This window comes from Parafrankia irregularis, assembly GCF_001536285.1.
Classification (GTDB): domain Bacteria; phylum Actinomycetota; class Actinomycetes; order Frankiales; family Frankiaceae; genus Parafrankia; species Parafrankia irregularis.
On the sequence record NZ_FAOZ01000022.1, the window covers coordinates 24,241 to 48,046 of the forward strand.

Annotated in this window: 18 protein-coding genes; 13 read left to right on the forward strand and 5 right to left on the reverse strand. The window is 71.1% G+C overall.

All coding sequences use genetic code 11. The annotated features are described in order from the left end of the window. The first annotated feature begins 8 nt into the window (after positions 1–8). From AWX74_RS26330 to AWX74_RS26350, 5 genes are all read left to right on the forward strand, one after another. Entirely contained in the window at positions 9–449 is a 441-nt protein-coding gene (locus AWX74_RS26330; RefSeq protein WP_091282662.1) for an ArsR/SmtB family transcription factor, read from the forward strand. Positions 450–507: 58 nt separating this feature from the next. After that, positions 508–771: a metal-sensitive transcriptional regulator gene (locus tag AWX74_RS26335; RefSeq protein ID WP_226932836.1), complete on the forward strand. Its 264-nt coding sequence runs from the start codon at positions 508–510 to the stop codon at positions 769–771. 401 nt (positions 772–1,172) lie between these two features. Then, on the forward strand, positions 1,173–2,645 hold the full coding sequence (locus tag AWX74_RS26340; RefSeq protein WP_091282473.1) for an MBL fold metallo-hydrolase: 1,473 nt from the start codon (positions 1,173–1,175) through the stop codon (positions 2,643–2,645). Continuing rightward, a complete protein-coding gene (locus tag AWX74_RS26345; RefSeq protein WP_091282476.1) occupies positions 2,642–3,241 on the forward strand; it encodes a rhodanese-like domain-containing protein in 600 nt (199 codons plus the stop codon). The genes AWX74_RS26340 and AWX74_RS26345 overlap by 4 nt, the downstream gene beginning before the upstream one ends. Further along, on the forward strand, positions 3,238–4,014 hold the full coding sequence (locus tag AWX74_RS26350; protein WP_091282479.1) for a sulfite exporter TauE/SafE family protein: 777 nt from the start codon (positions 3,238–3,240) through the stop codon (positions 4,012–4,014). Before AWX74_RS26345 ends, AWX74_RS26350 begins: the two co-directional genes overlap by 4 nt. A 59-nt stretch (positions 4,015–4,073) precedes the next feature. Here AWX74_RS26350 and AWX74_RS26355 read toward each other — a convergent pair whose 3' ends face one another. Next, the gene (locus tag AWX74_RS26355; protein WP_242666429.1) at positions 4,074–4,763 is read right to left on the reverse strand and encodes a hypothetical protein; all 690 of its coding nucleotides are present in this window, start codon (positions 4,761–4,763) and stop codon (positions 4,074–4,076) included. A gap of 123 nt (positions 4,764–4,886) precedes the next feature. Next, the gene (locus AWX74_RS26360; protein ID WP_091282484.1) at positions 4,887–6,134 is read right to left on the reverse strand and encodes a TRM11 family methyltransferase; all 1,248 of its coding nucleotides are present in this window, start codon (positions 6,132–6,134) and stop codon (positions 4,887–4,889) included. Positions 6,135–6,540: 406 nt separating this feature from the next. Between AWX74_RS26360 and AWX74_RS26365 the strand changes: the two genes are divergently transcribed. Beyond that, the gene (locus AWX74_RS26365) at positions 6,541–7,371 is read left to right on the forward strand and encodes a patatin-like phospholipase family protein (protein ID WP_091282487.1); all 831 of its coding nucleotides are present in this window, start codon (positions 6,541–6,543) and stop codon (positions 7,369–7,371) included. Between the two features lie 61 nt (positions 7,372–7,432). Here AWX74_RS26365 and AWX74_RS26370 read toward each other — a convergent pair whose 3' ends face one another. Beyond that, positions 7,433–8,305: an LLM class F420-dependent oxidoreductase gene (locus tag AWX74_RS26370; protein WP_091282490.1), complete on the reverse strand. Its 873-nt coding sequence runs from the start codon at positions 8,303–8,305 to the stop codon at positions 7,433–7,435. A gap of 277 nt (positions 8,306–8,582) precedes the next feature. Between AWX74_RS26370 and AWX74_RS26375 the strand changes: the two genes are divergently transcribed. The 3 genes from AWX74_RS26375 to AWX74_RS26385 all read left to right on the forward strand — a co-directional run bounded on the left by AWX74_RS26375 (position 8,583) and on the right by AWX74_RS26385 (position 13,713). Further along, a complete protein-coding gene (locus AWX74_RS26375) occupies positions 8,583–10,895 on the forward strand; it encodes a putative bifunctional diguanylate cyclase/phosphodiesterase (protein ID WP_397312532.1) in 2,313 nt (770 codons plus the stop codon). Beyond that, complete coding sequence (gene aat / locus AWX74_RS26380) at positions 10,889–11,767, forward strand: leucyl/phenylalanyl-tRNA--protein transferase (protein WP_091282495.1); 879 nt, start codon at positions 10,889–10,891, stop codon at positions 11,765–11,767. The genes AWX74_RS26375 and aat overlap by 7 nt, the downstream gene beginning before the upstream one ends. Before the next feature lie 668 nt (positions 11,768–12,435). Further along, positions 12,436–13,713 carry an ABC transporter substrate-binding protein gene (locus AWX74_RS26385; protein WP_091282498.1) on the forward strand — a complete coding sequence of 426 codons (1,278 nt, stop codon included), beginning with the start codon at positions 12,436–12,438 and terminating at the stop codon, positions 13,711–13,713. A 171-nt stretch (positions 13,714–13,884) separates the two neighbouring features. On the opposite strand, the gene AWX74_RS26390 is transcribed toward AWX74_RS26385, so the two are convergent. After that, entirely contained in the window at positions 13,885–14,706 is an 822-nt protein-coding gene (locus AWX74_RS26390; RefSeq protein ID WP_193209817.1) for a class I SAM-dependent methyltransferase, read from the reverse strand. A gap of 594 nt (positions 14,707–15,300) precedes the next feature. Here AWX74_RS26390 and AWX74_RS26395 point away from each other — a divergent pair. From AWX74_RS26395 to AWX74_RS26410, 4 genes are read left to right on the forward strand one after another with little or no spacing between them, the layout of a single operon-like run. Next, the gene (locus AWX74_RS26395; RefSeq protein WP_091282501.1) at positions 15,301–16,662 is read left to right on the forward strand and encodes an aminotransferase class I/II-fold pyridoxal phosphate-dependent enzyme; all 1,362 of its coding nucleotides are present in this window, start codon (positions 15,301–15,303) and stop codon (positions 16,660–16,662) included. 57 nt (positions 16,663–16,719) lie between these two features. Next, on the forward strand, positions 16,720–17,679 hold the full coding sequence (locus AWX74_RS26400; protein ID WP_091282504.1) for an ABC transporter ATP-binding protein: 960 nt from the start codon (positions 16,720–16,722) through the stop codon (positions 17,677–17,679). Continuing rightward, the gene (locus AWX74_RS26405) at positions 17,676–18,497 is read left to right on the forward strand and encodes an ABC transporter permease (RefSeq protein ID WP_091282507.1); all 822 of its coding nucleotides are present in this window, start codon (positions 17,676–17,678) and stop codon (positions 18,495–18,497) included. The genes AWX74_RS26400 and AWX74_RS26405 overlap by 4 nt, the downstream gene beginning before the upstream one ends. A 12-nt stretch (positions 18,498–18,509) precedes the next feature. Further along, positions 18,510–19,283 carry a MerR family transcriptional regulator gene (locus AWX74_RS26410; protein ID WP_091282668.1) on the forward strand — a complete coding sequence of 258 codons (774 nt, stop codon included), beginning with the start codon at positions 18,510–18,512 and terminating at the stop codon, positions 19,281–19,283. Between the two features lie 798 nt (positions 19,284–20,081). On the opposite strand, the gene AWX74_RS26415 is transcribed toward AWX74_RS26410, so the two are convergent. Next, positions 20,082–23,714 (reverse strand): UvrD-helicase domain-containing protein, encoded by a 3,633-nt coding sequence (locus tag AWX74_RS26415; protein ID WP_091282510.1) that lies wholly within the window; start codon positions 23,712–23,714, stop codon positions 20,082–20,084. Positions 23,715–23,806: the final 92 nt, after the last annotated feature.

Below are 23,806 nucleotides of genomic sequence, written 5' to 3' on the forward strand. Positions count from 1 at the left end.
TGGGACCCATGGCGACGACACCCCCGCCGGCCGCGAGCCCCGCCCTCGCCCCTCGCACCGAGGCCCCCGAGCTCACGGGAGCACCAACGGGAGCGCTCTCGGCCTGCTGCGGGCCACTGGCCCGCGAGCCGTTGTCCGTCGAGGACGCCGAGCGGCTCGCCACCGTCCTCAAGGCGATCGCCGTGCCCACCCGACTGCGACTGCTGTCCATGATCTACGCACGTGACGGCGGTGAGGCCTGCGTCTGCGAGCTCACCGAGCCGCTCGGCCTGACCCAGCCCACGGTCAGCCATCACCTCAAGGTCCTCGTCGACGCCGGTCTGATCACCCGCGAGAAGCGCGGCGTGTGGGCCTACTACCGCCCCGTGCCCGGCACCATGGCCACCCTCGCGGCGATGCTCACGCCGACACCGGCACCAGCACCTGTTGCCTTTCCCACCGTTCCGTAGCGAGACGGCCCAGGTACCCCGGGGGGTACCCTCGCCGTGGAGGTGGGGCCTGGTGGAGATGAACGCCGCGATCCTGTCGGACGCGCTGACACGGTTGCGTCGCGCCCACGGTCAGCTCGGCGCCGTCATCGGCATGATCGAGAACGGTGACGACTGCGAGCGGGTGCTGACGCAGCTCGCGGCGGTGTCACGGGCGCTGGACAAGGCGGGCTTCAAAATCATTTCCACCGGAATGCGCCAGTGCCAGGCCGCACGCGAACGCGGCGAGCAGCCACCGCTGACGGAGGATCAACTGGAGAGGCTGTTCATGGCCCTGTCCTGACGCCCGTACCGGGGCGCTCCCGGGGCCGTGCGGGCGGTGGAACCGCGAGGCAGTCCCACCACCCGCGCGGTGTGGCACCGGCCACCCGCGCGGTGTGGCACTGGGCGGGCGGTACCAGGTTCCGCAGATACCCCCCCGGGTATGGGGGCGCCCGTCCGGGGTGCGGCGGCGACGGCCCGGCGTGTTGGAGCCGTCCCGCCGGGCATCGGTGGGTGCCGTCACGGCCGTCGCCGGGCACCGGTCAGGTGCCGGCCCGCACTCCGCGGGGCCCCGGCGAGCCGCTGCCCCGGCCGCACCCGGCACCACCTCGACATCAGCGACCAGGCACGACCAGCGAGCACGAGCAGGCATGACCAGCGAGCAGATGAGCAGACGACCAGACGAGCCGAAGGGAAAAGCCGATGACCGTGGGAGCGGAGCTCCGGATCGACGTCCAGGTCGTGGAGACCTCGTCGCTGGGTGATCGCAGCTACCTGGCGCACGACGGGCAGGTCGCGGTCGTCGTCGATCCGCAGCGTGACATCGACCGGGTCCTCGCCCTGGCCGGGCGGCTCGGGGTCAGGGTCACCCACGTCGCCGAGACGCACCTGCACAACGACTACGTCTCCGGCGGGCTCGCCCTGGCCCGGATCACCGGCGCCCGGTACCTGGTCGCGGCCAGCGACGTGGTGGGCTTCGACCGCCTTCCTGTCGCCGACGGCGACGAGATCGCGGTGTCGGGCGCGATACGGCTGCGGGTGGTCGCCACACCCGGGCACACGTTCCACCACCTGTCGTACGTCCTCGACGGCACCGGCGGGCCGGTGGGGGTGTTCACCGGCGGGTCGCTGCTGTTCGGAACCACCGGCCGCACCGACCTGCTCGGCCAGCGCCACGCCCACACCCTCGCCGCGCAGCAGCACGCCTCGGCGCGCCGTCTCGCCGACCTGCTGCCCGACGGCACGCGGATCTGGCCGACCCACGGGTTCGGCAGCTTCTGCTCCGCCACCCAGTCCGACGCCCGTGCCTCCACGATCGGCCGGGAACGGCAGGTCAATCCCGCGCTGCGGCTGGAGAGCGACGCGTTCGTCACCGAGGTCCTCGCCGGGCTCGACGTCTACCCGGCCTACTACGCGCACATGGGTGCCCGTAACGCCGACGGTGCCGCGCCGGTCGATCTAACCCCGGCCCGCCCGGCCGACCCGGCCGAGCTGCGCGAGCGGATCATCGCCGGCGAGTGGGTGGTCGACCTGCGCTCGCGCAGGGCGTTCGCGCACCGGCACCTCGCCGGAACGCTGAGCTTCGGCCTGGACGGACCGATGTCCACCTGGCTGGGCTGGCTGGTCCCCTGGGGCACGCCGATCACCCTGCTCGGCGAAAGCGAGCGGCAGGTCGCCGACGCCCAGCGCGAACTCGCCCGCATCGGCATCGACCGGCCCGCCGCCGCCGCGAGCGGCGATCCCGACCACTGGGCCGCCGGCGAGGAGCAGCACCTCGCCCGGCTCGCCACCGCCACGTTCGCCGACCTCGCCGCCGCCCGCCGCGGAACCGTCCCGCCCGGGCTTCCGCTGCCGCTGCTGCCGCCGTCACCGCCGCCGTCACCGTCACCGCCGCTGCCGGCGCCGGATGTCGTGCTCGACGTGCGCCTGGGCAACGAGTGGCGCGCCGGCCGCCTCGACGGCGCCGTGCACATCCCCCTGCCCGACCTGCCGGCCCGGCTCGACGAGATCCCCGCCGGCACCGTCTGGGTGCACTGCGGATCCGGGTACCGCGCCGCGGTCGCCGCCAGCCTGCTGCAACGTGCCGGCCGCCAGGTGGTGCATCTCGACGACGACTTTCCCGCCGCCGCCGAGGCCGGCCTGACCATCGTCAACGACGAAACGGAGATCCGATGACCCGCAACGCCCCCACCGCCGGCGGGAGCCCCGCCACGATCGACGCGGCCACCCTGGCGCAGCTGATGGCCACGGCGCGGCCGCCGCGGCTGGTCGACGTACGCACCTCGGGCGAGTTCGAGACGGCCCACATTCCCGGCTCGCACAACGTTCCGCTCGACCTGCTGCGCGCCCACCTCAGCGACCTGCGCACCCACCTCGACGACCATGTCGTGCTCGTCTGCGGCTCCGGGCAGCGTGCCACCGCGGCCGCCGCGGACCTCGCCGCGGCGGGCGTGGCGAACCCGCGGATCCTCACCGGTGGGATGGGCGCCTGGCAGTCACTGGACGCCCCAGTGCGCGCCGGCCGGCCCCGCTGGGAGCTCGAACGGCAGGTCCGCCTCTTCGCCGGCTCCCTCGTGCTCGGCTCGGTCGTGGCCAGCACGGTGCTCCCACGCGCGAAGTGGGTCGCGGCGGGGATCGGCACCGGCCTGACCGTGGCGGCCCTGACGAACACCTGCACGATGGCGATGCTGCTGGCGAAGCTCCCCTACAACCGCGGCCCCCGCCTCGACATCGGCGGCGTCATCGCGGCCCTGGGCGGCCCGCGGCCGTGATCGCCGCGCTGGGCCTCGGTGCGGCGATCGGAATCCTGCTCGGCCTGCTCGGCGGTGGCGGCGGCATCCTGGCCGTCCCCGCCCTCGTCTACGGAGCCGGACTGTCGGTGAAGGCCGCCGTGCCGACCTCGCTGGTGGTGGTCGGGATCTCGTCCGCCACCGGGCTGCTGCCCCGGCTGCGTGCCGGCCAGGTCCGCTGGCGCATCGCCGCGGTCGTCGGCACCGCCGGCGCGCTGGCGGCGTTCGGCGGCGCGGCCCTCAACCGGCTGCTCGACCCCCGCGTCGTCCTGATCGGGCTGGCGGCCGTCATGGTCGTCGCCGCGGCCCGCCTGCTGCACGGGGACACCGAGGCCGGTGGCGACTGCGCCCGGCCCGATGGCGGCGTCAACTGGCGCGGCTGCCTGCCCAAAGCCATCGCGACCGGCATCACCGTCGGGTTCCTCACCGGCCTGTTCGGCGTCGGCGGCGGCTTCCTCGTCATCCCCGCGCTGGTCCTGTTCCTCGGCCTGCCCATGCCCCTGGCGGTCGGCACCTCCCTGGCTGTCCTCGTCATCAACTCCGCCGCCGGTTTCGCCGCCCATGCCGGTGACGCCACGCTCGACCACGGCATCACCGCCGCGTTCACCGCCACCGCGATCATCGGCTCGCTGCTGGCCGGACGGTTCGGTGCCAACCTGCCCGCCGACCGCCTGCGCAGGTCCTTCGCGTACCTCGTGCTCGCCGTCGCCGCGTTCGTCGCCGTCCAGGCCGCCGTCAACCCGCCCAGCAGCTGACGTCCCGAAGCAACCGTCCCGAAGCGACGTCCCGAAGCGACGTCCCGCCGGGCAGCCCGCTACCTGGCGCCGACGAGCAGGTAGGCGGCCGTGACCGTCACCGCGGCCACCACCGCGCCGGCGACGGCCTGCGCCGGGGTGTGACCGTCAAGCTCGTCGTGATCCGCTGCGAGGTCCTGGCCCTCCGCCGGGCCTTCGGCCAGGCGGGCGGTCCGGGCCTGTACCCGCGCCCATGCCACGACCGGGACCAGCAGCCAGCCGAACACGAAGGCCGGGCCGAACACGAAAAGGACGACGGTGGCGCAGCTGGCCGCCGCCGCCACATGTCCGCTGATCTTCCAGAACTTCGTGATCACCGTGAGAATCAGCGCCTCGACGATGATCGCCGCGTACACGGTGACCAGATTCCGCGGTGCGCCCAGCACCGCCAGCAGAAAGCAGCCGGCGCTCACCGACGCGCAGCCGAACAGCATCGGCGCCATCCGTTTGCTGCGTTCGGGAACGTGGTGGCCGGACCATCGGCGCTGCCGCACCCCGTGAAAGATGAACGCCATCGGGATGACCGTTCCGAACAGGATGGAGACGGCGCCCCAGAGCAGGGCGTGCGCGGGGTCCGGCGCGTCGTGCCAGGCGATGAGCGCGAGCAGCGCCGTGACGAGCACCGCCGGCGCGGCGACCTCGGCGACGATGACGGCGACCCGGGTCGCGGGTGTCGATTTCGGTGGTGTTCTGGTCGTGGTGGTCGTCACCTGATATCTGTCCGCCCCGCTTCCGCCGGAATCATTTTTCCCTGCCATCCCGAGGATAATCGCAGGCGGCCGGACGACGGCCGTCCGACGGACTTGTCGGTGGGTCGGTCCGTACCAGGCATGTCACGGACGGAAGGCCCGGACATCGAACTCGAAGAGAGCCTTGTTCGAATTCCTCTTTCGTATTACCTCGACCTCTACACCAACATAGCCGAGCTCGCGCAGCATACGGGCGTACCAGTCCTGCGCGGGTACAACGTGACCGTAGAAGGTGGAGTTTCCGACAATATAGGAGATCCGCCCGCCGGGCCGGACGAGACCGGTGCTGGCCTGGAAGTGCAGCCACATGTCGTGGTGGTATTTCCGGACGTACGCGGCCAGCAGCGGCCCGCTCCGGTCGTCGGCGGCGGCGATGCGCGCGCACACGGCGTCGAGCTCGTCGTCGACCGGCGTGCACGTGCTCGGCAGCCAGGTCCGCAGCCTCGACGTCGCGCTGCCCCACGTGCCGCCGATCGCGCGCCAGTCGAGCTGCCCGGCCTCCACGGGGCGGTCGAGGAAGCGCAGCCAGTACATGTAGGGCCGCAGCTCCCGGATGTAGGACATCCGGTTCACGTAGGGCGGGCTGGTAAGCACCAGGTCGGCCGGGCGCAGCCGGGCGGGGCATCCGCGCGAGTCCCCCTCGTGGACGGCCGCCGTGCCGGGCAGGTCGAGGCGGGCCGACTCGATGAGGTCCGTGGCCTCGGCCTCCCATCTCGCGATCGCGGCCCGCGCGATCGCGGCCCGTGAGATCGCGGCCTCCGCTGCCGGGGCGCGAGCGCGCAGGGACATCGACTGGTGGTTGAAGGCCGCGTTGCTGACGGAGATGAGCACCCGGCACAGCGCGATCTGGAGCAGGTCCGCGACCGGACCGCTGAAGGCGTCTATCTCGGCCCGTAGCGCTCGCAGCGCCTGCAGCTCACCGGGTCCCCACCAGCGCTCGATCCGGTGGATGTCCGGCTGCCACAGCGCCTTGTCCCGATCGCTGCGAGCGGCGCCGGCCGCCACGTCCCGGGCCGCGGCACTGGCCTGCTCGAGGGTGTCGTGCGGGTAGTGGCGGACCTTCGCCCGGCCCAGCCAGACCAGGAACGGGTTGACGTCGGTGCTCTGACCGAGGTGCCCGAGCTCGGCCGCGGCCAGCGGCGTGGTTCCGGTCCCCGAGAAGGGGTCCGTGACGACCGATCCGGCGGGCAGCGCGCGTAGCCGGGCCCGCACGAGCCGAACCCCGAACGCGGGGGTGAGGCGAAGCCAGCCGTGCCGCCCCACGCCATGGTTCGCCCGAAATGTGAAGTGCTCGTTTCGCGCCAGGGACGTCCGGTCAATGGCCGCGGTCATATGACCTCCCGAAGATGCTCCGATGTTCGGCATGGTGACCTGCCCCGGAATGTCACCCTGGCAATGTCACCCTGGCACTGCAGACCCGGATCGGCTATCCCGGGACGTGAACCCCGACACCCCCTCACGATGCGGATCCGGAGGCCGCGACACGATTCGCACCGAACCCGACTGGAGAAGGCTCCCCTACGGCCGCCCGCCGCACTTGCTCTAAAGCACAGGCGGGCCGCCGTCGATCGAGCCTGGTCACCGCCCCTTTATCTACACCGCAGCGATCTCCATGCCGCAATGGCATGGCACTGTCGGGTGATTTCGGCGGTGGCTTGCCACCTCCGGTGCGTACTTCCCAAAAGCCCTTCTGAAAGCGACGCGCCCTGACGAGGGCCGTCGCGGAGAGGTGTGTTGGATGCGGCACGCGCTGGTCCTCGGCGGCGGAGGCGTGGCCGGCATCGCCTGGGAGATCGGCCTGCTGGTCGGTCTCGCGGAGGCGGGCATCGATGTGACCGATGCCGATCTGGTCGTCGGAACCTCGGCAGGATCTGCCGTGGGCACGATGATCAGCAGTGGCGCGGACCTGGACCTGCTGTATTCACGGCAGCTGGCTCCCGCCGACCCGGCCGCTGAACCGACCGTCGAATTCGACTACAGCGAACTCATGTCGACCCTTGCTCAGGTCACCGCGGGCTCTCGGGGCGCACGCGACGCCCGGGCCCGGATCGGTGCGTACGCGCTGACTGCCGCGGTCCCCTCAGAAGAGGATCGCTGGCAGATCGTGGCCGGCCGGCTGCCCGTGCGCGAATGGCCTCGCCGTCGCCTGATGGTGGTGGCGGTGGAGGCCGAAACGGGTGACTGGGTGGCGTTCGACCGCGACTCGGGAGTCCACCTGGTCGACGCGGTGGCGGCGAGCTCCGCACTGCCCGGCGTGTTTCCGCCGGTGACCGTGGACCACCGCCGGTATGTCGACGGCGGAATGCGATCCGTGATCAATGCCGATCTGGCGGAGGGCCATGAACGGGTGCTGATTCTCGCCCCGGTCAACGGCCTGGGCATTCCGACCGAGGTGCGGCGCCTCGAACGCGCGGGCAGCCGGGTGCTCGTGGTCGCCGCGGACGAGGCGTCCCGGGCCGCGTTCGGCTCGAACATTCTCGACCCGGCGATCCGTGCCGACGCCGCCCGGGCGGGACGGGCGCAGGCCGCCGCGGTCGCGGACAGCGTCCGCGACCTGTGGAAGGGCTGACCCGCCGATTCCCCGGCCCGGCGCCGGCGGCTGGTCTCGGCCGCCGGCGCCCGGCCCCGGGTCAGAGCTTGGCGGCCGCGGGGACCACCTGCTCGCCCAGGATCCGCAGCGGTTCGACGTCCCAGATGTCGGCGACGCTCCCGAGCGCGACCGAGACACCGAGGTCGGCAAGCGTTCCGAGATCGTCCAGGATGCGCCCGACGTTCTCGCCGGAGGGACCCACGTCGAACGAGTAGTAGCAGGTCTTGGTGATCTCGTCGTAGTCGCGCCCCTCGGCGTCACAGTGACGGCGCAGGACGTCCAGCTTGTGCCGCAGCTCCGGACCGAAGAAAAGGTTGCAGGCCTGCCCGTACCTCGCCACCAGCCGCAGCGTCTTCTTCTCTCCCCCACCGCCGATCATGATCGGCGGGTGCGGGCGGGTGAGCGGCGCGGGAACGTTCAGCGGCCGGGCCAGCTGGTAGTGCTTCCCGGACCAGGGGCTCTCGTCCTCCGACCACATCCGCAGGCAGATCTGCAGGGTCTCCTCAAGTCGCTCGAACCGCTCGGCGACGGGCGGAAAGGGAATGCCCAGCCCGACCGATTCCTCCTCGTTCCAGGCCGCGCCGATACCGAGCATCGCCCGGCCGCCGGAGAGCACGTCGAGGGTGCTGATGATTTTGGCCAGAACTCCCGGTTCCCGGTAAACGGTCCCCGTGACCAGGGTCAGGAGGGTGACCCGGCTCGTGTTCGCCGCCAGAAAGCCGAGTGTCGTGTAGGCCTCGAGCATGTCGTGCTCGGGCGGGCCGACGAAGGCGATCTGGAAGAAGTGGTCCATCACCGCCAGATAGTCGAACCCCGCCGCGTCCACCTCCCGGGCGACCTCGGCGAGCGCGGGCCCGAGGTCCGCGGGCCCAGCGGGACGGGTGAAGTCCGGAATCTGAACGCCAAGTCGCACGTCGTCTCCTCTCAGGCGGCGCGGCCGTCCGGGACTCGGTTTTCTCCCGTCATCAGACCACGCGGCGACGCTGTCGACACCAGCATCCGCCCGTGCGACGTCCACCCCGGACAACGTCCACCCAGACCTCCCGCCACGGACCACCACCCATTGCAGCTCACGAGGTCGCGTGCAGCAGAATTTGGCCTATGTCCAGGCCAGCCACCAGCCGTGCCGTTTGCGGAGATCGGGCGAGTGGCGGTTGAACATCTCCCCACCAGCGCCCCGCCGATTCCGTGTGATCCGGCTGGCGCAGCTTTCGCTGCTGCTCGCCGCCGGGCTGTACGCGGTACTCACGCTGGCCGGCGCCTCCAGCGACGAGCCGGCCGTCCTGGCGCTGCGGACGTCCATCATCGTCGTGTCGGGCCTGCTGTGCATCCTGCGTGCGGTCCTGCTGCGCGGTGCGCGCGCCCCGTGGGCGCTGTTCGGCGCCGGGATCATCAGCTACGGTCTCGCCGGCGCCTATTTCAGCCTGGTGGTCGAAGAGCCCACGGGCGGTGCGGGCAGCGGTGAGAACAGCATCGTCTCGGCGGCCGACATCGGCTGGCTCCTCTTCTACCCCGCCTGTTATGTCGCGGTCATCCTTTTGCTGCGGCAGCGGATCCTTCGCTTTCACCCGAGCGTGTGGCTCGACGCCCTGGTCGGCGTCCTCGGGGTGGCCGCGCTGTGCAGCGGAATCACTCCGTGGATCTCGGAGGCGGATCCCGGTGACACCGCGACCATCGTGTTCGGGCTCATCTACCCGCTCGCCGACCTGCTGCTGCTCCTGTTGGTCGTCACGGCCTTCGGGCTGATGGACTGGCGCCCGGGGCAGGTGTGGTGGCTGCTCGGCACCGGGCTCGGCGGCTTCGCCCTGGCCGACTCCTACGTCCTGTACCTGATTGCGAACGGGCAGTACACGCAGGGCGGCCTGTTGGACATCGTCTGGGTGCTGTCGCTGCTGACCCCCGCGTTCGCGGCCTGGCAGCGCCAGCCCTGGCGCAGACCGGCGCGGATGTCCGGCTGGAGCGTCATCACCGTGCCGCTGGTGCTCAGCGTCGTCGCGATCGCGCTGCTCGTGCTCGGATCGACCGTGCACCTTCCGCTGGTGACGGTGATCCTGGCGGCGACGACCGTGCTCGCCGCGCTCGCCCGCGCCGCGATGACCTTCATCGAGGTCCAGCAGCTCGCCGAGAGCAGGGCGCTGGCCCACACCGACGATCTCACCGGGCTGACGAACCGGCGGGGTTTCCTCGAACGGCTCTCCCAGATGGAGATGAACTCCGGGCAGGGCGACTCGTCCGCACTGCTCCTGCTCGACCTGGACCGCTTCAAGGAGATCAACGACTCGTTCGGCCACCACCTGGGCGACGCGCTGCTCATCGAGGTCGGCGCCCGCATCTCGGGCGCCCTGCGGCCCGGTGATCTACAGGCTCGCCTCGGCGGGGACGAGTTCGCCGTGCTGCTGGAGGACGCCGACGCCGACGCCGCCCGGCTGGTGGCCGAGCGGGTGCTGCAGGCGCTGTCGGGCCCGTTCGAGGTCGGCGGGATGACCCTGCACGTCGGCGCGAGCATCGGCGCGGCCCTCTACCCGGAACACGCACTCGACGCACAGACGTTGCTCCAGCGTGCGGATGTCGCCATGTACGGTGCGAAGGCCGGCCGGACCGGCGTCGGCTACTACCGGCCCGGCGCGGAGGTCGACACGCTGCTGCGCCTCGACATGATCGAGTCACTGCGCGCGGCCCTGGGAACCGGCCAGATCGAGGTCCACTACCAGGTGAAGGTCGATCTCGGCTCCGGGAGCCCGCACGGTGTGGAGGCCCTCGTCCGCTGGCGGCACCCGACCCGGGGCCTGCTCGCACCGGACGCCTTCGTGCCGCTCGCCGAGCAGGCGGGGCTGATGCGCAAGCTCACCATCGAGGTGCTGGAGCTGGCGCTCGCCCAGTGCCGGCGCTGGCGGGACGGCGGTGTCGACATGACGGTCGCCGTCAACCTCGCCGCCTCGGACCTGCTCGACCGCGCCTTCCCGGAGCAGGTCCGCGGGCTGCTGCAGCAGTACGGTCTGCCGCCCTCGGCGCTGGAGGTGGAGATCACCGAGACGACGCTGATGCGCGATCTCGTGCGTTCCGCCGCGGTGCTGGACGAGCTGCGCGAGCTCGGGGTGAAGATCGCCGTCGACGACTACGGCACGGGCTATTCCTCGCTCGCGTATCTCCAGGAGCTTCCGGTCGACATCCTGAAGCTGGACAAGTCGTTCGTCACGCGGCTGGAGGACGGGTCCGAGCGGCGCCGGCAGAAGGCGGAGGCGATCGTCCGGTCGACGATCGGGCTCGCGCACGCGCTGGGCCTGCGGATCGTGGTGGAGGGCGTGGACAGTGCGAGCGTGCTCGCCAAGCTGCGCAGCTACGGCTGTGACCTGGCCCAGGGCTACTTCCTGGGCCGGCCGCGGCCCGCGACCGAGCTGACGGCGACCCTGTCCGCGCTCGGCCACCAGGACTGCGCGCAGCACCTGACCCCGACGCCGGCCCCGGCCCCGGCCCCGACTCCGATGGGTCCGCTGCGATGCTGACCCCGCCGAGCCCCGAACCGCCCTCCTCGGGCTGGGACCATCCGATCCTGGCCCGGTACCTGGATCAGGCCCCGCCGTACGGGCCGGTCGCCGCCGGCGGTGGGATGACCCCGGCGACCCTGGTCGGGGCCTACCGCCAGGGGGTCTTCCCGTGGCCGACCGACGATCCCGCCGAGGCCGACGAGCTGCGCGCGGCACTGGGCGTGGCCGTCGCCCGCGGGGCGATCCCCCGGATCCCGGCTGAGCGGGGCGGTCGCCGCCGCCGGATCACCGGTGGGCACCCGGAGCTGCTGGACCCGCCCTGGTGGTGCCCGGATCCGCGGACCGTGCTCGCGCCCGGCACCATGCGGATCCGCCGCTCGCTGGTCAAACGCCTGCGCAACAGCACCTGGACCAGCACCATGAACGAATGCTTCGTGGACGTCGTCCGCCACTGCCGGCGCGACGGCCCGCACCAGTGGATAACCGAGGACCTCATCGAGGGCTTCGCCGAGCTGCATGCCTGCGGCTGGGCCCACAGCATCGAGATCTGGGACGACGACCGCCTGGTCGGCGGGATGTACGGCGTGCTGGTCGGGCGGATCTTCTGCGGTGAGTCCATGTTCCACCGCGCCTCGGACGCCTCGAAGGTCGCCCTGGTCGACTTCCTGGACCGCTTCGGGCAGGCCGGCGGGGTGCTCCTCGACACGCAGCTCACCACCGAGCACCTGATCACGCTCGGAGTGCAGGAGATTCCGCGCTCGGAGTTCCTCGCGACTCTGCGGGCCGTCCGTGATCATCGCATCCGCCTCGAATGCGACCGGCTTCCGGTCTCCCGCCTCGCGCCGCCGCGCAGGCCACCGCAGAACCGTCTCCGGCCGACCGACGCCTGAGCGAACCGGACGCATCCGGCACGCCAGCCCGGCCCTGCCCCACATGCCCGAAACCCGAGATACACCCGTGCCCCTGATTCCGCGGGACGTGCTCTGATTCCGGCCGCGAATCATCAGGTCCGTGCCGAAGTCGAGGTCGGAGTCGAAGTCGGCGCCGGAGCCGGAGCCGGAGCCGGAGCCGGAATGAGTCGATACATCCGTTGCGCCCCGAAATTATTGGTCGATGTCAGCTTTGACGTAACAAGTACACCTGATGCATTCCATGCACAATCCGACAGCCATCTGTATTGTGGTCGAAATCGTCGACCGCATTGATCTTCTTCCATCGTCCACTCGGACCCGCGGCATCCCGGCCCCGGACCGTGAGATGGAAGAGGAACTTTGAACGGCGGTTCATCAAATGAACGCCGGTTCACCGTGAACCTGGCGACCGGCAGTCACCCAACCAAACAGAAGACCCGGGCGGCTCCAGCATGCCCGTACCCGAAAAGACAACCAGGCCGCCCGCACCACCCAGAACGAGAATCACGAAGCACCCGGCCAGAAACGTTGTTCTCATGCCCTGGATCGCGGTCGCCACGGGCTCGAAGACGCTCGTTCGACATCCGCATCCAGGTCCCCGCCCAGGCCACCGATCCCGACTAATCGCATCCTGCGGAGGAGCACAGATGGCCCGTCGTCACCACCGGAAGCTACGAGTGGCAGGCGGGCTCGTCACGTCCGCCGTGATCGCCCTCGCCGGATGCTCCCTGGTCGGGTCCGCCGACGACGGCGCCAGCGCACGGAAGGCCGGCTGTGTCGCACCTGGAGTGACCGACGACGAGATCCAGATCGGGTTCGTCGTCCCGGACACGGGCCCGCTGGCGAAACCCCTGGCGGCGATGCGCAGCGGCTTCGACGCACGCATCGGCCTCGCGAACGCCGACGGTGGGATCCACGGCCGGCGCATCGTCGCCACCGCGCGGGATGACGAGTCCAGCCCGGCCACGAATAATGAGGTCGTCCGTGACCTCATCGATCGGAAGAATGTTTTCGGCCTGGTGGAGGCGACAACAGCGGCCTCCGGCGGCGCTGACTACCTGCACGACCTCAATATTCCGGTTGCCGGGCTGCCGGCCGAGGGCGTGTGGTCCAAATACCAGAACATGTTCGCGTACTCCTACGTGTTCGGCGAAGGCCCGTCCGTCGACACCTTCGGCCGGTACGTGAAAGCACGCGGAGGTACCACCGCCGCCGTCATCAGGACCGATATCGGTGACGCCCCCCAGGACTTCAGCAGCAAGATCGTGGACAGTCTCGTCGCCACCGGAATCAGAATCCTGCCCGGCCCGTTCATCTGGAACCTGAACACGACCACGCCCGAGGCGATGGCCCAGCAGCTCAAGGCCTCGGGTGCGGACACGATCATCGCGCCCATCTCCAGCGACGAGCTCGCCGACATCATGCGGGTGGGGCAGCGGATCGGCCTGAAGCCGAGAGTCATGCTCGCCGCCAACGGCTACGATCCGAGCCTGCTGGCCCGGCAGGGCAACGCGCTGGCCGGCCTGACCACCTTCGTCAACTACGTGCCCTTCGAGGCACGCACCCCGTCACAGCAGATCTACCTGAACGCGATGAGCGAGTTCGCGCCCCAGCTGAGCCGGCCCGACCAGGAGCTCGCGCTGGTGTCCTACATCCTCACGGACGTCTTCCTGCACGGGCTCGAGCTCGCCGGCCCCTGCCCGACCCGCACCGGTTTCATCGACACCCTGCGCGGGTCCAAGGGCTACAACGCCTCCGGGCTGCTGGCCGGCGACGTGGACTTCCGCAACGACTTCGGCAGGATCAGCAGCTGCTACAGCTTCGTTCAGGTCAACGACGCGGGCACCGGCTTCGACATCGTCCGCAACGAGGCGCCCGGCGCCCAGAACGCCTCCCTCTGGTGCGGCCAGCGCCTCGACCACTGAGCTGGCCGCGGCCGCCGGCCGCCGCCACCTCCGGCCTTGCTGTCAGACAACAGTGGAGGATCGCGGTCGTCGGAACGACCGCGATCCTCCACTGTTCGGGCTCTTCGGACGGGCACTGCTTCCGGTCGACGGCGAGGGCCCTGCTGAGACGCTGCGCTGGACGACGCTGCGCTAGACCTTGCGCAGAACCATCGCGAGGTTCCAGGTGACGACCTCGCGGGCGCCGGGAACGCGGAGGATGACCTTCGCCCAGTCCGGCAGGTAGCGCGGCATCGCGTCGACGACCACGACATCGTTGCGCTGGCGTGCCCAGGCGAGGGTGCCGGCGACGGAAACCGGGAACAGGGTCTCGCCGAACCGGTTCTTCGGTGCCTTTCCCTCACGCTTGCGGAACCGCTCGGCGGCCCGGTGGCCCCCGAGGTAGTGCCACGGCGCGGTCTCGTGGCCGCCCCACGGGGAGAGCCAGTTGGTGTAGCTGAGGAAGATGAGGCCACCGGGCTGGGTGACCCGCACCAGCTCCGAGCACATCCGCCACGGGTCGGGCACGTGCTCAAGGACGTTCGAGCTGTAGCAGAGGTCGATCGAGTCGGAGCGGAACGGCAGTTCGAGCGCGCTGCCGCGGATTCGCCCCGGAACGTCGATGCCGCCGGCCTCCATCTCGGAGACGTCGGGCTCAACCCAGTAATACCGGGCGCCCGCGTCCAGGAAGGCGGACCGGAAGTAGCCCGGGCCGCCACCGACGTCGAGCACCAGCTGGCCGGCCAGGGAGGTGTACCGCTCCAGCTGGCGGACCGAGTCGGCCGCGATGAGCGAATAGAACCCGGCCGGGTCGACCGGCTCCTTGCGGTGCGCCTTGAAGAGCGTGACCGACCGGTTCAGGCCGAAGCCCGCGTACGGGAGGTCACGGAGGGGCGGCGGGCCCTCATACGCGGGCCTGGCCGAAGCCGGCGCGCTCGACGACGGGCTGTTCGAAGCGGACACGGTCTCGGACATGCCGGGCACGATAACACCACTGCCGCGCCGGGTTGTTCCCTGTGGCCGCGACGAAAGGCCTGCTCCCGCGGCGGCGCCGACGGGCCCGCCCGCGGGTCGCCGCGCGGCCCGATCCGGTGCCCTCGTTCGCCCTGCCGTTCGGCCGGTCGTCGCGCTGCCCGCGGACCAGCCGGACGAACGCCTGCAAGCCAGCCGGACGAGTGCCTCCGCACCAGCCGGACGAGCGCCCGCGGACCAGCCGGACGAGGTGGCCGGGGCGAGCCCGGATACCCGCGGGAGGCCACGCCACGGACACCCGGAGAGGGCCCGGAGCCTGCCCGGAGCGCCGGCCGCCGTGGGACGCCCGGCGCCGCCCCCGCGATAGCGCCCAAGAAAACATGAAAGTGGTGGAAGGCACCGGTTCGACCCGCTATGTTCTTCCTTGGCTCTTCGTCAAGCGTCACCCTCACCTGACTTCCCGACGACTCGGGCAGCCTTTCGTCGATTTTTCTCGTTTCCCATGCCCGGAGACCGGACTTTCGGGCGTCCCGAAAGGTCGGTGCCGGCGATGACCCCGACGGCTCTGCGTCATCCGCAGAACGAAAGCTGGCCCGAGTGACCCAGATCTCGGATTCCGCCCCGGCCGGCGCCGAGTCGATCCGCACCACGGCCACCGCCGACGATCCGCGGCTCGCGGCGCCGGCCGTGGCGCCGGCCCGGCAGGCCGACGGCGCAGGTCTTCGCCACGTGCTGGCCCGTCCGTACGGTGTCATGGCGGAAATGGCCCGGATGCGCCGCCAGTCACCGTTCTACGACTCGCGGGTCGACGAGATCGCGGGACGACGCATTCGCATCGACGGCCGATGGCTGATCGACTTCGCGTCCTGCAACTATCTGGGTTTCGATCTGGACCGCGAAATCATCGAAGCCGTGCCGGAGTATCTCGACCGTTGGGGAACCCACCCCAGCTGGTCCCGGATCATCGCCAATCCACGGCTGTTCACCGAGATCGAGCAGAGCCTCTCCGAGCTTCTCGGCGCGCCCGACACCCTGCTGCTTCCGACGATCAGCCACATACATCTTTCCGTGCTGCCCGCGCTTGTCGGCCAGGGCGCCCTCTTCGTCGAGGTGCATGCCCACAGCTCGGTGCACGACGGGGCGGCGATGGCGTTGGGCCGAGGCGCCACCGTGCGCCGGTTCCGGGAGGCCCGGCTGGACCGGCTGGACCGCGCGCTGCGCGCGTGCCGGCTCTTCCCCCGGGTCATCGCGATCGACGGCGTGAACAGCATGACGGGCAACGGGCCGCGGCTGGCCGAGATCCTCGCCGTCGCCCGGTCGCATGAAGCCGTCGTCTACATCGATGACGCGCACGGGTTCGGCGTCATCGGCGAGCGCTCCCCGACGGAGCCCACTCCGTACGGGCTGCGCGGGAACGGCATAGTCCGCCATCTCGGGCAGTCCTACGACGACGTCGTCATGGTCGGCGGCTTCTCGAAGTCGTATTCCTCGCTGCTCGCCTTCGCGACCTGCCCGACCGAGCTGAAGGACTACCTGAAGACCATGGCCAACCCGTACATCTTCTCCGGCCCGCCGCCGGTCGCGTCGCTGGCGACCGCGCAGGTTGGGCTACGGGTCAACGCCGAGCGCGGCGAACAGGCCCGGCTGGCCCTGCACACCCTGACCGCCCGGGCGCTGGCCGGGATCCGCTCGCTCGGGCTGGCCACCCTGAACAGCTCCGGCCATCCGATCATCGAGATTCCGCTCACCGACCCCGGCCCCGACCACGCGGACGCACTCGGTGCGTTCCTCTTCGAGCGGGGCATCTACGTGACGGTGGCGCCGTTCCCGCTGGTGCCCCGGGACCAGGTCGGTGTGCGCGTCCAGGTGACCGCCGCGAACACCGAGGCCGAAATCGACACGCTCCTGGACGTCCTGAGCGAAGCGGCCCGGCGTTTTCCCCTGCGCCGCCTGGACTGATTTCCTTTCGGGCGGCGGCTTGACCTTGACCCTGCGTCAGGCCTCCAGCATGGCCCCATGACCGCCATCAGGCCCGCGATCGAGGTTTCCGGGCTTACCAAGTCCTACGGGCAACACGCTGTGCTCAACGGCGTCGACCTGACCGTCCCGCAGGGCTCCGTCTACGCGCTCCTCGGGCCCAACGGTGCCGGCAAGACGACCATCGTCAACATCCTCTCCACCCTGCTGGCCCCCGATGGCGGCGAGATCCGCGTCGGAGGCTTCGACATCCGGCGCGAGCCTGCCGGGGTGCGTGCCGCGATCGGTGTGACCGGGCAGTTCTCCGCGATCGACGAGTTGCTCACCGGGCGTGAGAACCTGCGGCTGATGGCCGAGCTCGCCCACCTGGAACGGGCGACCGCGACCGCCGCGGTGACGGTGCTGCTGGAGCGGTTCGACCTCGTCGCCGCGGCCGACCGGCGGGCGCAGACCTACTCAGGTGGTATGAAGCGTCGCCTCGATCTGGCGATGACGCTCATCACCAGGCCTCGGCTGATCTTCCTCGACGAGCCGACGGCCGGCCTCGACCCACGCAGCCGTCGCGACCTGTGGGCGATCGTGCGCGAGCAGGTCGCCGACGGCGTGACGGTGCTGCTGACGACGCAGTACCTCGACGAGGCCGACCAGCTGGCCGACCGGATCGGAGTGCTCGACGGTGGCCGCCTCGTCGCCGAGGGTACGGCCGCCGAGCTGAAGCGCCGGGTGCCAGGTGGGCACGTGACGGTGCAGTTCACCGACGCCGCGGGGCTGGCCGCCGCGGCGGCCGCGCATCCGCGGGCCTCGTCCAACGTCGAAGCGCTCACCCTGCAGGTGCCGGGCGACGGCAGCGTCGCCGGGCTGCGCCGACTGCTCGCCGGCCTCGACGACGACACCGTCGCCGGCCTCACGGTCCAGTCCGCCGACCTCGACGACGTGTTCCTCGCGCTCACCGGCCGCACGGCCGCAGCGGCGCCCACCGCAGAGGGGATCCCCGCATGAGCACCGCCTACGCCGTCCGGGACTCGGCGACGATGCTGCGGCGCAACCTGCTGCACATCCGTCGCTACCCCTCGCTGTCGATCATGCTGGTCGCGCAGCCGATCGTGTTCCTGCTGATGTTCGTGTACGTGTTCGGCGGGACCCTGGGCGCCGGCCTGCCGGGCCAGGAGGGCGTGACGGGTGCGGTGGGCCGGGCCGGCACCGGGGACCGCGGCGACTACCTGGAGTTCATCACGCCGGGCATCCTGTTCATGACCGTCACCAGCATCGCGCTCGGCACCGCGATCTCGACCGCGACCGACATGACCACCGGGATCATCGCCCGGTTCCGCACGATGAACATCGCCCGGGTCTCGGTGCTCACCGGCCATGTGCTGGGCGCCGTCATCAGGACCGGTTTCGCCGTGGTGATCGTGGCGGCGGTCGCGTTCGGGCTCGGGTTCCGCTCCGACGCCGGCCCGCTCGACTGGCTCGGTGCGATCGGGCTGCTCGTCGGTGTCTCGTTCGCGCTCACCTGGCTGACCGTCGGCATGGGCCTGGCGGCGGACAGCGTCGAGACAGCCAGCAACACGCCGTTGTTCCTGGTGATCCTGCCGTTCATCAGCAGCGGCTTCGTGCCGACCGACGCGATGCCCACCGGGCTGCGCCAGTTCGCGGAGCACCAGCCGTTCACCCCGATGATCGACACCCTGCGGGCCCTGGTCACGGGTGCGTCGGCAGGCACCGACCTGTGGCTCGCTATCGGCTGGTGCGCCCTGATCGCGCTGCTCGGCTTCCTGTGGTCACGTCGGCTGTTCCTGCGCGTGCCCACGAAATAGGAGACTGGCATGGTGCTCACGATCAGCCAGCTGGCGGCGTACGCGGGCGTCACCGTACGCGCGGTGCGGCACTACCACGCCAAGGGTCTCCTGGCGGAGCCGGAGCGAGACCACTCCGGCTACCGGCGCTACGACGCCCGCGCCGTCGTCGAGCTGGTCAAGATCCGCACGCTCGCCGAGGCCGGCGTGCCGCTCGCGCAGGTCCGCGAGCTGCTGGACGCGGGCGAGGAGGAGTTCAGCACCGCCGTCGCCGACATCGACCGGCGCCTGCGCGCGGAGATCAGGCTGCGGCAGCGGCATCGCGAGCGGATCGCCCAGCTGGCGGCCGGTGACAGCCTCGCCCTGCCGCCGGAGGCGGTGGCCTACCTCGACCGGCTGCGCGAGCTCGGGCTCCCGGAGCTGATGATCGCGGGCGAGCGGGACGCCTGGATCCTGGTCGCCGCCCAGCTCCCGGAGCGCATGCCACTGCTCATGAAGCTGAAGCGGCAACAGCTCGACGACCCGGCGATCGTCACGCTCTACCGCGATCTCGCCACAGTGATCGAATGGGATGCCGACGACCCGCGGGTGGCGGCCCTGGGCGACCGGCTCATCGCCTCCTTCGAGGCCGCCGACACCACGGAAACGGAAGCGGAGAACCGGGACTGGGAGATCACCGACGAGCTCGCGGAGCTCCTCGACTCCGTCTTCCTCGAGTCGGTACCGATCGCACGCAGGCTCCTGAAGCAGCTCGAGGAACGCGGCTGGCGCGGCTGGACCAAGATCGAGCGAATCCAGCCGAAATAGTGGCGCGCCGCCGCCAGCGCCCATGGCCGTTCAGATCCGTGAACGGACCGGTTCCTCGACCCTCGGCCCTCGGTCCTCATCAGGCAAAGTGACGGAGGCGCCAGAAACCCGAATCGCTCCAATCCGTTGGATGAATGACGGACACTCGACGATCGGGCCATCGCGGACAAATCGCCCCCACGGGCAGCCCGCACATCCGACATCGCCGGCCCGGCACCGCGTCATGGCATCCGGCGAGACCCGAAGAACCCCCGCGACCAGCGTCTTCAGGGGCCGCCGACGACGCCAACCACCCTCTGGACGGACGAAATCCCACCCCCGTAGCTCCCGACCAGGTGTGCGGGATCGGCAACTAAAGGGCTCTTCGTCGCTCTTCCGATAAACACCCCTCGAAGACTTGCAAAACCGGCGAAGAAATGGATGTAAAGAGGCCCGAAGAAAGAGAAACGCGGAGCCCTTTAGGATCGCGAACAGAACAGCCGTGCACCCGCCGAAAGCCGACCAGCACTGCCAGAAACCCGGAGGCTCCAATCAAGATCGCTAGCCCGCGGGTGACGGTGCGCTCCATCAACGTGTCCGGGCCTCCGAGGGTCCGGTAGCCCGGCTTGGCGAGTCGCAAGCGTGAAGGATTCCGGTTGTTCCGACGACCGAAATCCTTCACCTTTGCGGTTCGCCAGGCAATCTGGCGCCCCTTTTGCCCCTTTCGAGGACGAACTGCCGGTGCTGCGCGGGATCCTCGATGGGCAGCCGTGCGGGTGCGGTTCGCCTTCCGTCAGCACGCCTCAGCCTCGTTAGCCGTCAGATCAGCCGAAGCTGGCGGCCCTCGGACCGGCGCCGGGTCTGCGCGGCGGAGGGCGCTGATCCGATCCGTTTTTCCAGGTACCGGCCGTCGATGGCGGAGAGGAACGGCGAAGGCCCGGTCTGGACGACCTCCCCGCCGCGGCGACGTCGCGTGGCATGGGTGAGGACGAGCCGGGTACGCGCCCGGGTGATTCCCACGAACAGCAGGCGCCGCTCCTCCGCCTCGGCCTCGGCGGCAGCCGCAGCGGCAGGCCCGGCGGCGGCACTGCCAGGCCCGGAAGCAGCGGCGGCCCCGGCGGGCGCCGATCTGCCCCATCGCAGCGGCAGCAGCCCATCCTCGCAGCCGACGATGATGACGAGCCCGAACTCCAGCCCTTTGGACGCATGCAGGGTGAGCAGGGAGATCCGGTCGGCCCGGGGATCCAGCCCGTCCATCTCCGTCCCCAGCGCGACCGCGGTGAGGAACGAGTCGAGATCGGTTCCCGCGGCGACGGCCGCCGGGGTCAGCAGCTCCACCGCCCGGCGTAGCTCCGCCGCACCGGGCGACCGACCGCCGCCACCACCACTGGCAGCGCCACCACCGGCAGCGCCACCACCGGCAGCGCCACCACCGACAGTGCCACCGCCGACAGCGCCACCGCCGACAGCGCCACCGCCGGCGGCAGCGCCGACGCCGGCAGCGGCTTCGGAGCGCAGGACCGCCCCCAGCGCGGTGTCCGAACCGGCCGCGAGATCGGTCAGCCGCGCGGCGGCGTCCCGCAGGGAGGCCGACACGGAGCGCGGCGGTTCGCCGGCCCGTTCCCGCAGGTCCGCGAGCAGGGCCCCCACCGCGGGCAGCTCCGCGAGCGGGGTGTGGCCGTGCTGGCGGAACGGAAATCCCCGGCGCAGCAGCGCGTCGACCACGGGCTCGGCCTGGCGGGCCGTGCGGTACAGCACCGCGATGTCGGCAAAGGAGAGCCTGCCCCGCTCCGATCCGTCCACCGCACCGGAGTCGAGGGAGTGGAACGACGTTCCGCCCAGCGCCTCCTCGATGAGGTCGACGACGGCGATCGCCTCCTCCGCCTCGCTCCCGCACGGCCGGATCATGACGGGACCGTCGGCGTCCTGGCCGGTGACCGCGCGCAGCTCCCGGTCGGGGACGAACGTGCTGGGTGCGATCGCGTCCAGCGCGGCCCCGACGATCGTCGGCGTCGACCGGTAGTTGCGGGTCAGCGAGACCTGACGAGCACCCGGACGGTCCTGCCCGAACCGCAGGAAGAAGCCGACCTCGGCGCCGCGGAAGCTGTAGATGGCCTGGTCCGGGTCACCGATCGCGCACAGGTCCCCGTCGGGCGGGCACAGCTCCCGCAGCAGCCCGTACTGCACCTCGTCGATGTCCTGGAACTCGTCGACCCAGACGTGCCGCCAGCGCCGCTGGTACTCCTGGGCCAGCTCGGGGGACGACCTCAGCAGCCCGAGCGGGAGGGTCACCAGATCGTCCAGGTCGACCATGTTGCGGTCGCGCAGCGCGGCGTCGTAGCGCGCGAGCACCCCGGCCGACGGATGCTCCCGGTAGGACCGGCCCAGCGCGCGCCGCCGTTTGAGGTCGGCCAGCTCGGCGACGACCCGGCTCCGGGCCTGCGGGCTCTCGGCACCGTGCAGGGCCTCGTCCACCAGCTCGTCGCGGACGGCGTCGTCCGCCACCCGCACCTCGGCGGCCCGCGCGAGTGCCTCGTGCCGCTCGCGGATGATCGCGAGGCCGAGGCCGTGGAACGTCGTCGCGGTCACCGCGGAGCCGGCCACAGATCCGACCGTGGACCCGGCCGGGAACCCGGCCGTGCCCGTGCCCGTGCCCGTGCCGAGCAGCAGATCGAGACGCTCCCGCAGCTCACCGGCGGCCCGGCGGGTGAAGGTCACGGCGAGGCACTGCTCGGCGGGCACCGCCAGCTCCCGCACCCGGTACGCGATGGCGTGCACCAGCGTGCGGGTCTTGCCCGTGCCGGGACCGGCGAGGACCAGCATCGGCCCACCGACCTGCTCCGCCGCGCGCCGCTGGTCCGGATCCAGGCCGTCGAGAACGGAACGGCTGCCGGGAGCGGCATCCGGCGCGGAGCCGGAGCCGGGGTCGCCCGGTTCCGAGCCGAGGACATCCGGGACGGGGCCCGGCACCGCCGGGGCAGGGGCGGGGGCCTCCCGGGCAGGGACGGGGGCCTCCGGTGCCGGGGTGGCGGCCTCGGGAACCAGCGCGCTGCGCCGGGCGGAGCCCCGAGCCTTTCGCCCGCCCGAACCGCCGCTGCCGCCGCCGCTGCCGCCGCTGCCGCCGCTGCCGCCGCTGCCGGTGGAGGTTGGCCGGGGAGCCGTCGGGTGCACGTCGAACAGCGTGCCCGCGTCCGCGCTCAGCTCGTCCGGCTGGAAGAGCCGGATGACGCCGTACTCGCCGTCGTACCCCGCCTGGCGGATCACCTCGCCCCGGCGCAGGCGCCCGATGCCCTCCACCAGCGTCGGCGAGCCGACCTCGGCGATCGCGTCGAGCGGGACGTCCGAGAGGATGCCCAGCTCCGGGCCCAGCCGCGAGACCAGCGTCGTCACCTGGGAGGCGACAGCCTTGCTCTTCGGGCCGACACCGAGGATCTCGCCGACGATCTCCGGCAGCGCGACGAGCGAGGTGACGTCCCCCGCGGTCTCGGGGCGGGTGGACTCGGTCCGGTCGGCCAGTGTGTCCACGCGGCTGAGCACGCCGACGGTCAGCCCGCGGCCGCACTCCGGGCAGAGCCCGCCGAGCTCGCGGGTCTGCTCCGGGGTCAGCGCGACCCCGCACTTGCGATGCCCGTCGTGGTGGTACTTCCCCTCCTCGGGAAAGAACTCGACGGTGCCGCCGAAACCGTCCCCGGTGCGCAGTGCGGCGAGGATCGAGAAGTAGTCCGGATCGCAGGTGAAGGCCGTCGCCTCGCGGCCGAGCATCGGCGGCGAATGCGCGTCGGAGTTGCTGACCAGCCGATACCGGTCCAGCCCGGAGATCCGCCAGAACATCTCCGGGTCGGCCGAAAGCCCGGTCTCCAGCGCGAAGACGTGGTCGGCGAGATCGGCGTAGCAGTCCTCGACCGCGTCGAACCCCGACTTCGAGCCGAGAACGGCGAACCACGGGGTCCACACGTGGGCGGGGACGAGGTAGCAGCCATCGCCCGCGGCGAGCGTTATCTCCAGCAGGTCGCGGGAGTCCAGGCCGAGTATCGGACGTCCGTCGGCGGCCAGGTTGCCGATTCGGGCCAGTGCGGACGTGATCCGACCGGCCGACTCCCGATCGGGTGCGTAGAGGAGGTGATGGACCTTTCTGGTGCGCTCACCACGCTTGTAGATCGTGGAGATCTCGGTGGAGATCATGAATCGCGTCGCTGTCCGGCACGAGGCCGGCAGCGTCGCGAGCACGTCGCGCTCCAGATCGGGGCGCAGCCGGAACAGCCCCGGCTCCGCCGGCACCAGCTTGGTCGCCAGCTCCTGCGACCACGCCGGATGGGTGAAGTCGCCGGTGCCGACGACCCTGATGCCTTTTCTGGCCGCCCACCACGCCAGATGCTCCAGGTCGCAGTCGCGGCTGCAGGCCCGCGAGTACCTGGAGTGCACGTGGGTGTCGGCAAAGAACCGTGACCTCACGGATGCGTATGTTGTCGCATCCCACCTTCGGGCCGGGCAGCGGCACGCCGGTGGACACGCCACCGAACACGCAGAATCCCGCACCCGACCAC